Source organism: Pluralibacter sp., assembly GCF_019237635.1.
Taxonomy (GTDB): Bacteria; Pseudomonadota; Gammaproteobacteria; order Enterobacterales; family Enterobacteriaceae; genus Enterobacter_B.
Map to the genome: position 1 here is coordinate 1 of NZ_JAFAGS010000156.1, position 11,988 is coordinate 11,988.

General features: G+C 44.5%; 17 protein-coding genes and 2 pseudogenes. All 19 read right to left on the minus strand.

All coding sequences use genetic code 11. The features are described from left to right. Window positions 1–167 (minus strand): hemagglutinin repeat-containing protein (locus JO226_RS23355; RefSeq protein WP_367273564.1); only part of this gene is annotated, 167 nt, incomplete at its 3' end. A gap of 318 nt (window positions 168–485) precedes the next feature. Continuing rightward, entirely contained in the window at window positions 486–839 is a 354-nt protein-coding gene (locus JO226_RS18310; protein ID WP_293640999.1) for an adhesin, read from the minus strand. After that, window positions 836–1,204 (minus strand): VENN motif pre-toxin domain-containing protein, encoded by a 369-nt coding sequence (locus tag JO226_RS18315; RefSeq protein ID WP_367273563.1) that lies wholly within the window; start codon window positions 1,202–1,204, stop codon window positions 836–838. The genes JO226_RS18310 and JO226_RS18315 overlap by 4 nt, the downstream gene beginning before the upstream one ends. Then, window positions 1,162–1,443: a hypothetical protein gene (locus tag JO226_RS18320; RefSeq protein ID WP_293641003.1), complete on the minus strand. Its 282-nt coding sequence runs from the start codon at window positions 1,441–1,443 to the stop codon at window positions 1,162–1,164. Before JO226_RS18320 ends, JO226_RS18315 begins: the two co-directional genes overlap by 43 nt. Before the next feature lie 42 nt (window positions 1,444–1,485). Next, the gene (locus JO226_RS18325) at window positions 1,486–1,701 is read right to left on the minus strand and encodes a hypothetical protein (protein ID WP_293641005.1); all 216 of its coding nucleotides are present in this window, start codon (window positions 1,699–1,701) and stop codon (window positions 1,486–1,488) included. Next, a complete protein-coding gene (locus JO226_RS18330) occupies window positions 1,698–2,558 on the minus strand; it encodes a hypothetical protein (RefSeq protein WP_293641008.1) in 861 nt (286 codons plus the stop codon). The genes JO226_RS18325 and JO226_RS18330 overlap by 4 nt, the downstream gene beginning before the upstream one ends. A 313-nt stretch (window positions 2,559–2,871) precedes the next feature. Beyond that, window positions 2,872–3,651, minus strand: a complete 780-nt coding sequence (locus tag JO226_RS18335; protein WP_293641011.1) for an adhesin — start codon at window positions 3,649–3,651, stop codon at window positions 2,872–2,874. Between the two features lie 126 nt (window positions 3,652–3,777). Further along, window positions 3,778–4,152 carry a hypothetical protein gene (locus JO226_RS18340; RefSeq protein ID WP_000171782.1) on the minus strand — a complete coding sequence of 125 codons (375 nt, stop codon included), beginning with the start codon at window positions 4,150–4,152 and terminating at the stop codon, window positions 3,778–3,780. A gap of 5 nt (window positions 4,153–4,157) precedes the next feature. Then, window positions 4,158–4,925, minus strand: a pseudogene (locus JO226_RS18345) (hemagglutination protein); the annotation flags it as partial. Window positions 4,926–5,155: 230 nt separating this feature from the next. Then, window positions 5,156–5,533 (minus strand): hypothetical protein, encoded by a 378-nt coding sequence (locus tag JO226_RS18350; RefSeq protein WP_293641157.1) that lies wholly within the window; start codon window positions 5,531–5,533, stop codon window positions 5,156–5,158. Then, window positions 5,526–6,449, minus strand: a pseudogene (locus JO226_RS18355) (DUF6862 domain-containing protein); the annotation flags it as partial. The pseudogene JO226_RS18355 and the gene JO226_RS18350, both read right to left, overlap by 8 nt. A gap of 292 nt (window positions 6,450–6,741) precedes the next feature. Continuing rightward, complete coding sequence (cdiI4, locus tag JO226_RS18360; RefSeq protein WP_293641162.1) at window positions 6,742–7,245, minus strand: CDI system immunity protein CdiI-o11; 504 nt, start codon at window positions 7,243–7,245, stop codon at window positions 6,742–6,744. Further along, the gene (locus JO226_RS18365; RefSeq protein ID WP_293641164.1) at window positions 7,245–8,183 is read right to left on the minus strand and encodes a hypothetical protein; all 939 of its coding nucleotides are present in this window, start codon (window positions 8,181–8,183) and stop codon (window positions 7,245–7,247) included. The genes cdiI4 and JO226_RS18365 overlap by 1 nt, the downstream gene beginning before the upstream one ends. A 132-nt stretch (window positions 8,184–8,315) precedes the next feature. Beyond that, window positions 8,316–8,684, minus strand: coding sequence for a contact-dependent growth inhibition system immunity protein (locus JO226_RS18370; protein ID WP_293641166.1), 369 nt, complete (start codon window positions 8,682–8,684; stop codon window positions 8,316–8,318). Beyond that, complete coding sequence (locus JO226_RS18375) at window positions 8,681–9,199, minus strand: polymorphic toxin type 28 domain-containing protein (RefSeq protein ID WP_293641168.1); 519 nt, start codon at window positions 9,197–9,199, stop codon at window positions 8,681–8,683. The genes JO226_RS18370 and JO226_RS18375 overlap by 4 nt, the downstream gene beginning before the upstream one ends. Window positions 9,200–9,560: 361 nt before the next feature. After that, window positions 9,561–10,004 (minus strand): hypothetical protein, encoded by a 444-nt coding sequence (locus JO226_RS18380; RefSeq protein ID WP_293641171.1) that lies wholly within the window; start codon window positions 10,002–10,004, stop codon window positions 9,561–9,563. A gap of 2 nt (window positions 10,005–10,006) precedes the next feature. Continuing rightward, window positions 10,007–10,657: a filamentous hemagglutinin gene (locus JO226_RS18385; RefSeq protein ID WP_293641174.1), complete on the minus strand. Its 651-nt coding sequence runs from the start codon at window positions 10,655–10,657 to the stop codon at window positions 10,007–10,009. Window positions 10,658–10,920: 263 nt separating this feature from the next. Continuing rightward, on the minus strand, window positions 10,921–11,406 hold the full coding sequence (locus JO226_RS18390; RefSeq protein WP_293641177.1) for a hypothetical protein: 486 nt from the start codon (window positions 11,404–11,406) through the stop codon (window positions 10,921–10,923). Continuing rightward, window positions 11,403–11,792 (minus strand): hypothetical protein, encoded by a 390-nt coding sequence (locus JO226_RS18395; protein ID WP_293641180.1) that lies wholly within the window; start codon window positions 11,790–11,792, stop codon window positions 11,403–11,405. Before JO226_RS18395 ends, JO226_RS18390 begins: the two co-directional genes overlap by 4 nt. Window positions 11,793–11,988: the final 196 nt, after the last annotated feature.

Here is an 11,988-nt window from a genome sequence, read left to right on the forward strand (position 1 = left end):
TCGCGGCTGGCATCCAGCAGGGCATTATTACCTGCCTGCAACTGGCTGCCCTGAACGTTGATATCACCGTCCGTAGCGTGGATGGCAAGATTATGCCCGGCCAACACACTGCGGCCCTGCGCCCTGATTGAAGCGTTTTTGGAGAACCGATCGTGGCGGTACTCCAAAAATATATCTTGTCTGAGGGTGAAGGGATTTAGGGGAAAATTCCGCCAACAATGGGGGGATTCTTACTCTAAAATAAATCACTTATGAACGTTCATTTTTTAGATATGCAAACCAGCACCCCCCCCCAGCTACCAGGCCGCCAACAGTGGCCCCTTTAACTAGCCTCATAAAGCTGGGAAGATATGTTCCAAATGGAATATCGCGAACAACATAGAGGTATAGCTTTGCGGCAGCGTATGTAACCAGAGCAACAGCATTAGCCATCAACACAAAGGCGAAGATAAGGAAAATTAATGACAATAACCGTTTTTTGAAAGTCATTTTGTTTTTTCTTCTGTATTAAAACTATTGTTAGGGTCAACTAACACGTTAAATCCTTCACTAGCCATCCCACCAGAAAACGTACCAGCTATACCGGGAATAGGGTTTAGCCGAGAAGGCTGAGACATACCCATCCCAATATCATCCCAACGCAAGGTTTTACTCACAGGATTTAAAAAATCATCCATTACTGGAGCGATAATTTTATTACCTATTCCATAACCGATAGCACTTCCGACACCGTTAATTGTTCCATACAGGAACGGATTCTTTCCGTCAATAGAACTGGTTGCTCCACCTATTGCAGCATTAATAAGAACCGTCGATTTAAAACCAGTATATCGAGTCAAAGCCCCCCCCAGTATGCTGCCATGACATTCTTAGGATCGACCGACCCTGTCCCCCATAAGTCAACAGCACTAACAGCTCCTGCACTAATAGCACCAGATATTACCATCGCTTCTGGAAGCACGCCGCCTGACATCACCGTTCCCATAGCGGCCACCGCCATCTGACACGACATCGGTGTATGTCCGCTGCAGGCTTCCTTAATAGCTGCCTGCTGCTCCTCTTTCCATTTATCAATAGTGCCGGGTTTATTGGCTTCCGCTGCGGCCAGCACACTTGCAAGGCCATTATTCTCAGCCGCATTCTTCCCGGCCTGAGCCCCGCTCATTGCACCCGAAGCATCTCTACCCGCAATACCACCCGCCATGCCCGCTGAAGGCCACCACCAACAGCCTTACCAGCTGATGCCGCCAGACCTAATTCCCAGGCCACAAAAGCAAAAGCCATATCCGAGGAGCCATCCACCATCACTTTCGTGATATTGGTGCTGTCCGGCATATCGCCTTTCGCTATTTTATCACGACCAGCCTGAGTTTCTTTCGGGGCCAGATTGTGGTCTACCGCATACTGGTTCCAAGAGGCAACCGCCTGTCCGTAACTCACCATTTCTGATGGCAGGCTGAGCGCGTTATTCTCAACAACAATTCTTTATTTGTTGCTTTTTCTGGAGTTTAGCCAGTATAAAAACCAAATGCCAGCCCCCCCCCATGCTCCAACTAAAATCCCTAATTCTCCATATTTTACTATATCCAACATTGATAATGGTTGTGTAGAAACAAGCCAAGCGACTAGTATAAAAGCTAATGCACTTGCGGCTGAATAAACTAAAATCAGAATGAGTAAAAAAATAAAGGGATGCTTCATTTGTTAACTCCCCTTGTTTTTTCCTGAACAATAGAACTACCCAACTCTGACGCGCCTGAACCTATAAAACCGCCAGCTATGCCAGGGTATGGACTCATTTCGCCACCTTTAAGCAAATACCCCGGACCAAAAGACGATTCAGAGTATTTTAAGGCATTTTTGCTGGCATCCATTCCCAGCTGGTTTTTTATATATTGAGATTCAAATTTATTCGTGATTGCTGCCCCAGCATTATAACCAATCCCTGTACCGGCCATGCTACCCACTACCGATGAAGTACTGTCCTGGCCTTCAATCTGGCTGCTCATGTAAGCACTACCGGCTCCCAACAACTGGTTAGCGTAATATCCTTTCCCGGCTGTACCTACCCCGGTTAAGCCTGACATCATGAAACTGAGATAATCAAATTTATCGCCGGTATTGCCGGTTGCAATCTGAACAGCCCCGTTAGCACCATAACTCAACCCGGCGCTGACAAATTTTTCGGCCAGCGTGGCTGATGACGTTAACAATGAACCGGCCCCAGCCACAGTCCCCCAGTAGTTTTCAGGCTCACCGAAGAAAGCCAGAGCCCTGTCACCCTGTGACGTATTGCTGTTCAGATAGTTCAGGTCATAGCTGTTACCTTCAATGACGTAATCCTTCACATCCTGGTTTTCCAGCGAGCCATACAGCCAGTCCGGTCGGGTCGCCGCGCTGAGTCCGCCTTCAATATTCCATTTATCTTCACCCGACAGCGCCGTTAACGGATCGGCTGCAATATTAATACTCAGCATCTGCCGGTTCTCACCGCTCAGTACGGCGTATTTGTTCTGGATATCGCCACAGTCGCCACCCGCCTTGCGACAGGCGGTCATTTCCTTATCAAAGGCCTGCGCCTGGTCATAGCTAAGATAGTTATTCTCAACAAAAAATATTCGCGCTTTTGACTACTACTCGGGAGGCTTTCTGCGCATCTTTCGTTCATCGAGTATTGCATATATCCACGACCTTACGGCTGCCGCGATTGCTGCAATAGCACTTACGACGGCAACCCGCTTAATATCTGACCGTTCAATAACAACTTCATGGCTGATAATGAATTTAACGGCGATCAGCGCCAGAGAGAAAAACACTAGGCAGCAAACAAACAAGTATGCAATGCTGAATAATAGCCTAAAGATAGTAGGCTTATTTTTTGTCATTTTTGTTCACCTCATCTTTAACGGCATTGCCAATAAACTCACCACCCAGAGAACCAATAATATCACCAATCGGAGCGCCTCCCGTGCCTAGCACGGGGCTAAGCACCGGTGGGGCGACAACATTCACTACCGAACCAAATACCCATCCGGATGTCGTCCCTGCAAAAGCACCTGGATCCGCGCCATCTGTGAACAGAGTGCCGCCGTAGGCAATACCTAGACCTTCCAGCGGTCCACGCCCTGCGACTAATGCCGCCGATACGCCTACCGATAAACTCGATTTAAAATCCCACGTTTTTTGCTGGCTTACCGGAAGGCTGAGATTTTGTTCGCTATTGATATCAAACCATTGATATGTTCCATTCGCAATTTCCGCTATGACTATCCCTCCTACCACTTTTCCGGCGGTTGCAACCGGGCCTAGATATGCGTCGCTGGCCAACATCACGCCATCTTTGTAACCATTCACAAACACTTTCGTGATATTTGTACTATCAGGCATGTCGCCTTCAGCCATGTGTTGAGAGGCTTTAGCTTTCTCTTCATCACTCATCGGATTCATGACATTTCCATTCTCATCAACCAGATTGGTATTACCCATCAGCGAGCCCTGTGCCTGTCCGTAGTCCATCATTCCTTTTGACAGCTTAAATCCGTTGCTCAGCGCATTATTCTCAGCAACAACTCGATCCGGTGCACATTGCTGTGATGATAACGGTTTTTCCCTCTTCTTTCCGTGAGTTACAAGCGGTTTTTCCTGTTGCATTTTCTTCACTGGCTTTTTTTAGCGTTGTTACCCTGTCCCGCTGTTGAGAGGAAAACCGTGTAAAGCTGTGGCAAATGACGCGCAAAAAAATCCCGGCATAATGGCCGGGATTTGCGAGCGTTCCCACTATTTCTTGATTCCTAAACGGAACATATCAGTTGGGAACAAAGGTTGTATTATCACTTCATCATTAAAAATGAATAACTTGGGCGATAAAGCTGTTACGTCATAGATATTTTCAGCGATTAATCTTAGATTTGACCTAAAAACTGGAATACTTGCATCATCTGCAAAGACAAACATGTCATCGTTTTTTACAGAGTTTGCGCTCAATAGCTCATCAAAACTCTCATAATCAGAATGCCTGATCTCTGACCAAGTAACACTTCCTTTCGCGAGAGGATACTTATTTAAAATGCCCAGAGCCTCCTGCTGAGCCAGCCCCTCTACTATATTAAAATCAGCACTCAGTGCTTCCCGACACTCATCAAATAAAGTCATTTGCTCTACCTGTTTAGCTGTTTCAATATTGTTTCAAAAGACTTTTCATTGCCTTCAAAAGGTATGACTTGCTTCACCGCTTTTCCAGGGCCTTTACCCTGTGAGTAATCCCATATATTGATGTGTGTGCCTTTGTCAGGATCATAATCAACACGCCAACCAACTTTTCCGTCGTTGGATTGCCGCCCTATGACTTTCCCATTACCAGCGCTGATTTCCAAACGTCCGATAACTGGCTTAGAGTCCGCTCCTAAATTACCTACAAGATCCAATGCCTTGTTTCGAGCAGTTTCCCAGTTTTTCTCTGGCTTGAGGATTTGTTCAATTTTAGGCTGGGAATTCCCTTTAGCCTTACTAATTCCCCCAAATGCTGACGCCGCAGCACTCGCGACTATTCCCGCCTGAACTTCATCTAGACCGTACTCTTTCTGGAGTGCTTCCGAGACTTTGTTGGTCGCGACAACCCCTTCGGCCTGCATTTGCTGCGCAAAAGTCGCCGTCAGATCGTAGACCATCTTGATCGGGATATCTTCACCCAGAGCACGATCTATTGCCTGCTTCACCGCCAGACTGTCAGTCAGTACATCACCGTATTTCTGCTGGCAGGTTGCCGGGCTGGCTGCACAGTCACTGATCAGTTGCTTCTGCTGTGCCGTACTCAACTCTTCGTACTTTTTGATAATACCGCCGCAGTCACCGCCTTTCGCCTGACAGGACTTCATTTCAGCGGACCAGGCATCTATCTGCTTACTGCTCAGATAGTTATTCTCAACAACAACTCGATCCGACACAGTTATTGAGAACGAAAGGGTGTTTTTCCTGTACAGTCAGCAGGTTACAACTCATTCTCGCAGGCGCATTTTAGCGCTGTCAACATTTTGCCCCGACGCGCGTTTTTGGCCAGGAGACGCTACCGCCCTGCCGTGACACAGGGTCTCGCGCAGTACCATCATATCAGCAGATTACAGCACCACAGGGGACGCTGTAGTCTGGGATTTTTATATCAATTAAGAAGAGCCGTTGATACATTGCCAGTATCGAAGAACTCCCTAAAGATCCTGACAACAAGATCAAAGTTTTTTGTAAGCTGACTTGCTGGCCAGTAATCTCCGAGAATTAACACTTTTTCATCTGGTTGTGTTAAATCAGTAATTGACATAACCTCATCATCTTCATTCAAAAACGTAACCAGATAAAAACCTTTTTCCATTCTTACTTGTACTTCTGAGATTAAATAACCCTCGCTGTCTAATTTATCGACGGTTACACAACCACTAAATAAGCGAACTTTATCTAGTAAGTTAACAATGTCTTCCCAGCAATCAGGCTTCTTCGTACCACCTTTTTGTGATATAGACCATGAAAGAAGTAACCTATTCATCATTAGATCCTTTTACGCGGAACCCCTTTGTTCCTGACTGCCAATATAAAGTCCTGCCAGTAGCTTCTTCAAATAATGTTAACGACTTAAGCCCTGATCTTTCAGCCATAATTTTTATGTCACTAAGACAGTAAGAGCAAACTTTCTCCCCACTTACGGACATAAGCATATCTTTGCCGTTAGTCATTCCTTTTTCATAAGCTTGCTGAATTACACCTATCTCTGCATGAGCTGTTCCCATATTCCCATTGGGTAGGTTTTTATCCGGCCGTTTGTCTATCTTGGCCTGCACAACATCATTGATAAGTGTCGGTTTATTGAAATCAGCTAACTGTGAAGGCCTAGCCCCTTGATTAGTATCTGAAAACTTAGTGCCATCAACATTACCTCTCGCCACGACCTTAAGATTAGCATCAACGATTTTACTTAGTTGTTTTGCCGCAGCAGAACCCAAAATTGGTGTCACCGAAGCCGCAATGATCTCCAGACCCTGCTTCGTTTCGGTGTAGCTTTCTGCGGTCTGACGATCAACCCCTTTGGTGACCATGAAATAGTTAATCATGGCGTCTTTCACCTGCTGCTGATTCTGTGCATCAATAGTGGTGATATCGAGGAGATTGACTATCTGACCATACGCATCAGCGTACTGTTGGCTATATTTCGAGTTATAAGGGCCATCTTCATACCCCTCTTTTGACGCAATGACTTTCAGTCTTGCACTGGCACACGCTGAACTTCCCGCGTTACCATTACCGCAGGCATCAATAACTTCCTTATCACTGGTAATATCTTTCTCAAGTAATGCGTCATATTTCTGCTGTGCTTTCTCGCGTTCTGCCGGATCTTTACTGTTTTTAAGCGTCTGTTTTGCTATCTCAAGCTCCGTCTTTTCAGACACGCTCAGATAGTTATTCTCAGCAACAACTCGTTCCGACGCGATTATTGAGAATGGGAGAGTATTTTCCCTGTACTTTCAGTTAGCTACAACCTTTTTCGCCTACTGTACTTTCGGCCAGGCAACTTTTGGCCCCGATACGCCTTTTTCGTCCAGACATGCTACCGCTGCTCCGCGCAACAACACAAGGTCAGTTAGGGCGCAGCCCTAGCCAAGTTAGCTTTAGAAGAACCACTGAGAGGCGGCACATCTAAAACTCACCTTGTATGGAAGTTAAAAGGGCAAAGCAAAACATTTCCCCTGATATTTCAAATTAACCCTTGCAGCGACTGAGTGCTAATCTCAGACCTGCGCCGATTTCGGTTGGGGAACTGCCTGCTGGAAGCACCACATAATCAGATTCATTGATCCTGTTACCACTCCATGCTTCCAGCTTTTCATGGAATGAAGGCCGGATTGTGATAACATCATTTACCAGATGGATGCCAGCTTTTTTCATATTTTTAAATAATGCACGTTTAGTTCTATAACCATACTTCACCATCAGAGTAGCTATCCAAGCTGCATATTGTTCTTTACCTTTTTCAAGATCGAAAAAAGCTACACGATCTTCCAAAACATCTAGTGTACGGCTGTCAGACAATGCCTGTAGGATCTCCTCACCTAGGCTTTTGTCATCTACATCAGGCAGTAATAAACGTGGTGGAAACAATGGATCTCTGCCTGTCATTCCTAATCCTGAATAAGTTTCAACACTCAAAAAATCTGGTGTAACAAATATATTCGCCCAGTAATCCTGATCTTTATTAAAAGCCATTATTTCACCTGCGTTACCGTCACTTTGACGCCCTGAGATTTACCATACTCAATAGCCCGATTGATTTCTATCCACTGTGTTTTAGTTGTGTTAGCAGGAACAGCGAGCTGTATCTCTCTGTTAGAGATCATTGATGGAGTTAATTCTCGTCCAGAGAGTGCATATTCTTTAAACTTAGCCGTAGCATCGATATTTCCTTTTATCGAACTGTAAACCTGATTCGGATTAGCCAGTTTCGCCATAGTCTGCGTATCCATTGATTTTACACTGGTAGCCGTTTTGGTCGCACCATCATAGTAATCAAAGGTTTTGAAATTCTGAGGCAAACGGGCATCTGCGGGAAGAGATTTCCCAACATAATCCTCCCACAGCATACCCTGTTTCATATTCCCCTGGCCCCATTTCATGCCAATATCTGCGGCACTCACCGTTGCTGTCGCCGTATTACGCCCCATAAAGGAGACCGCTGCAACCGTCACGTCTTTTGCCAGCAGCCCCAGCGACCCCAGTGCTGCCTGATTTTCCGGATCTGATGCAAACGCCGCGAACTGCATCCAGCCGGGTGTACTAGCATCGATCTTACTCAGATCCTGGCTGTTCCACTGCTGAACATACGCACGGGCCTGTTCATCGCTCATTCCACCGGCACCCGGAATGTTATTCATCCAGGCCGGGCGGCTTGCCATATCCAGGCCACCTTCAGCCAGTTTTTTATCCCAGGCAAGCGCGGAAGTCGGGTTATCTTTCAGCGTTCCATCCAGCTGCTGGCTCTGGTCATCGCTGATTCTCTTCCATTTATCAATAACAGCCTGACAGTCACCGTCCGATTTTCGGCAGTCTGACAGCTCTTTATCAAACGTCAGCGACTGGTTCGTACTGAGGTAGTTATTCTCAACAACAACTTTATCCGTTGCGAAGCTGGCTGCCTTAGAGGGCATTTCCCTGTGCTTTCCGTGGATTACACCTGATTTTTGCTGAGGCGTTTCAGGCTCTGCAACTTTTTGCCCCGACGCACCTTTTTTGCCTGAACACGTTCACACCATTACCTTGCGAGAGCAAGCTACTTTATCTCACGTACCTATTTTATTAATTTTCAATATATCTTTTCTTAATTCATTATCAATATCTGAAGTATTTATTTTATTTATAATCATCTTAGCCTGTTCAAAACAGTCCATATGATTTTTTAGATCCTCTACTTTTACTGTTGCCAGAGCTGCAATGAGTTCACCATCGTAATATTCTCCCGCCAATGGGTCTTCCGCCAATACTTTTAATACTCTTGGCATTAGCTGGTCGATAAAGAGATCCTGACGAATAGCACGACAAAGATCTTCTACGAACAGCTCTTCTATTGGTATATCAATGACACGTTCAAACCATTGTTCAAGCGATGATTTCTGAACAGAATCAGGTTTTAAATTTATTTTTCCTATCAACTTACGGAAAGTAATAATATCCCATGTCCTTTCAAGGCTGATTCAATTTTATTGATAGCATCTGTTGCGCGACCATATGCCGCTTGAGCTTCAGGATTATTAACATTTTTCAATGTGTCTGCATGGTTCCTTAAGCCCCTGAGGGTATTTTGCACTTCCTGCATGTGATCCCAATATCCACCGCTTTCCTTAGGTACAGGGTTACCATCCATATCCCTAAGCGTTCCTGTGATATCATGATCTTTTAAAGCATTTTTTATAGTGTTATCGATCTTCTTGATAGCACTTTCTTGCTTTTGATTGAGTTTATCAACAGGCTTACTTTCTTGTTTTTCATGATCATTTTCTGGTGGCGTTGGAGAGCCTGACCCAGCACCACCATATTCAGCCTTCTCGTTATCCGTCATGTTACCGGCAACGTTGGGTTTCGATTCCTGATTTGAATCATCCGAAGAACATGCACGCCCAAAGCTACACTGAGTGGCTTTATCAATCGCATCAAACAGATCATCCACAGCTGACGCTATTTTGCCATTGGCGTCTTTGGTGACCTGATCTCCTGGGCTTACCGGAACGCCGGGAACAGGCACCGGAACAGGAGCAGGAACCGCAAACGTATTATTCTCAACGACAACTCACTCTGATGTGAATCTCTGCACCTAACTTACATTTTCTTAGTTCATTCAGCATGTTACATCTAGTTTTCATCAGTGCATTTCAGTGGCGACAACATTTTTCCCCGACGTGCGTTTTTGGCCTTTATCACCTTCCACCACACCAAAACCAGCAAAACTCGATGATTCCCTTGCCGCTGGGAAGTGAATCTGACGGCTAACTAACAGGTAAAAAAATCCCTGCGACATGGCCGTTATTACCCTAATTTTTTAATTGATTAAAAAAATCTTCTATGTCAATAAAATATCCCCATTCTCCATCATTACCAGACATTGATATTTCATAGTTATGTTCTGACTTCCCAATATAAATCTCAGGAATAAGAGAACCTCGTGCTGCAAACCGGAGGCAATGATGGGAGCGGTAATCAAACATTGAGTCAACAACTTCATCATTTTCCGTATCTATATTTTCATAAAAATCCCGTATTTTTCTGGCTAATGATCCTCCATGTCTCCTATCTATTGGCAAATCTGACGACTTGATCTCATGCTCATTTTCTTTGAACCAATCAAGTAGCTCAGATAGATTTATTTTTCCATGAAAGATAGATATCACACCTGTATAGCTAATAACCGAAATATCAATAACTTGAAATTCATCCAGTAATGAACCTTCGATTAACTTGATACGCAGTTTATTCATGACTATTTTCCTTTAATCATTTTATTGTACTCTGCTTTACTGATATCACCGCGAGCAAGGAATTCACGTAATACTTTAGGTGGAACCTCTGTGCCTGGGACTGGATATCCATGCCATCCTCCAGCGTTATCAGGTTGGAACTCATACAGTTTCCCATCACTCAACCCATATTTTTGCTTTCCGCCCTGGATTGAACTGTTTAAAACATCTTGAGCTTGAGAATCACTTAAATCCATCGGAGTCCCCCATCCACCAGGCGCATGTTTGGGACTCGGTACATAGTTACTATCACCAGATAAATAAGCCAGATCGTCCTTATTCTGATCAGCAATCGGGGTTGTGGTTGTGTTCCCACCAGTATCAATAGCACCGTCAGTGTTGCCGGTATTGCTTAACGATGTATCGCTGTTCTCTGTATTGCCAGTGTGGGTTGGATTACCATATTGGTCAAATAGCTGATCTCCTCCTGTATTTGTTGGTCCCTGCTCAGCAATCTGATCACCGCCAGTATCGGTTGGTGATTTCGAATCATCGCTACCAAACATCCCGGCAATAATGGCACCAAGCCCCGCGCCCGCAGCACCGCCTGCTGTGCCACCACCCAGACTGCCGCCGCCTCCATGCATGACATCGATTCCATTCGCGCAGGTCATCGGTGTACATCCGCTGAGCGCATTATTCTCAACAACAACTCTTTCCGACGCAGGTTGCTGCGATGAATCCGGCTTTTCCCTGTTCTTTCCGTGAGTTACAGCGGTTTTTCCTGCTGTACTTTCTGCCCACCAACTTTTTGCCCTGACACACCTTTTCAGCCTGTTACACCATTTCCCCCAAATCTGTTAAAGAACAACTCCCAACACACTATGCCCATCATCCTTCCATGCAGTCATAGACAATATTCCTTGGGCGATAGCTTCTAATTATTCAGAGGGTAAGCTTTTGAAAAATCATTGTACGTCTCATGAAGATGATAAAATTTTGCATCAGGATCATTTTTCAGTTCTTCATATCTTTTCATTAGTTTTTTTAATAAACCCTCTGGTACAGGATAAGGATCTGTCTCATTTTTTGCACAGTAAAAGTAGAACAGTGCCTTTTCAAGCTCTGCAAGAGTTATATTTCCTGCATTACCTGTCAAATACTCAAAGGCATAAGGCCACTGTTCTGACAATAATAAGAAATTCAGTGCTGAACCTTTAATGAAAACACCATCAATGTTATTTGAATTAAGTATTTTTTTACAAAATGACAGACAGCACCCCGAATCTTTAACTAATAAATCACTGAGACACTCTAACGCATCATCCTCTGGATCATTAAAAGAGTTAGCCTCTACATAGCCATTAGCTAGGTAACTTTCTAAACCTTCAATATCCTTTTCGGTACTATTCACATTTATCATTTGAATGCTCCCGTATTAACAGTTGAAAGTCTTTTCGTGCCATCAGGTAATATTGTCCATGTAGCATAAACCCTTACGTTACCGTTAGGGCCTGATACAACAACAGATGTTTGTCTATTTGCAGACGTAGCACCCTGTGCTGAGTCCAATAACTTATCTATTATCATGCTGTTATTACTGGCAGTATTCACTATACTTGCTTGATCCAATACACGAGCCATATCTTGAGAACGCTCAATATTATGGATTTGTTTTTCTAATACTTCCATCCTTTTAGCATTATTTGGATCTTTTGCAAATTCTTTTTGGCTGCTAATTTTTGCATCTTTTAAAGAGTTATATTCTGTTTGCAAAGACTCTAGGTCACCAGAAGCTTTACCACGCATATACAGTTCAATCTTATCAACGGGTATTTTTGCATCACCTTTTACGGCTGTATGATCCTACCCGTGAATAGTGGACACGGGACTAAGTGAGTAAACTCTCAACCAGAGGTGACTCATGACCAAATCAGCCACAACCAGCAACAAGCCCCGCAAGCAGCACTCGCCTGAATTCCGCCAGGAAGCCCTTAAACTCGCT

Bases quoted from the DNA above. Each gene is read 5' to 3' on its own strand.
- JO226_RS18315 (WP_367273563.1), bottom strand. From the start codon at position 1,204: ATGGCGGGTGGTATTGCGGGTAGAGATGCTTCGGGTGCAATGAGCGGG.
- JO226_RS18320 (WP_293641003.1), bottom strand. From the start codon at position 1,443: ATGGTGAGTTACGGACAGGCGGTTGCCTCTTGGAACCAGTATGCGGTA.
- JO226_RS18325 (WP_293641005.1), bottom strand. From the start codon at position 1,701: ATGAAGCATCCCTTTATTTTTTTACTCATTCTGATTTTAGTTTATTCA.
- JO226_RS18330 (WP_293641008.1), bottom strand. From the start codon at position 2,558: ATGACCGCCTGTCGCAAGGCGGGTGGCGACTGTGGCGATATCCAGAAC.
- JO226_RS18335 (WP_293641011.1), bottom strand. From the start codon at position 3,651: ATGCAACAGGAAAAACCGCTTGTAACTCACGGAAAGAAGAGGGAAAAA.
- JO226_RS18340 (WP_000171782.1), bottom strand. From the start codon at position 4,152: ATGACTTTATTTGATGAGTGTCGGGAAGCACTGAGTGCTGATTTTAAT.
- JO226_RS18350 (WP_293641157.1), bottom strand. From the start codon at position 5,533: ATGAATAGGTTACTTCTTTCATGGTCTATATCACAAAAAGGTGGTACG.
- cdiI4 (WP_293641162.1), bottom strand. From the start codon at position 7,245: ATGGCTTTTAATAAAGATCAGGATTACTGGGCGAATATATTTGTTACA.
- JO226_RS18365 (WP_293641164.1), bottom strand. From the start codon at position 8,183: ATGCCCTCTAAGGCAGCCAGCTTCGCAACGGATAAAGTTGTTGTTGAG.
- JO226_RS18380 (WP_293641171.1), bottom strand. From the start codon at position 10,004: ATGAATAAACTGCGTATCAAGTTAATCGAAGGTTCATTACTGGATGAA.
- JO226_RS18385 (WP_293641174.1), bottom strand. From the start codon at position 10,657: ATGACCTGCGCGAATGGAATCGATGTCATGCATGGAGGCGGCGGCAGT.
- JO226_RS18390 (WP_293641177.1), bottom strand. From the start codon at position 11,406: ATGATAAATGTGAATAGTACCGAAAAGGATATTGAAGGTTTAGAAAGT.
- JO226_RS18395 (WP_293641180.1), bottom strand. From the start codon at position 11,792: ATGCGTGGTAAAGCTTCTGGTGACCTAGAGTCTTTGCAAACAGAATAT.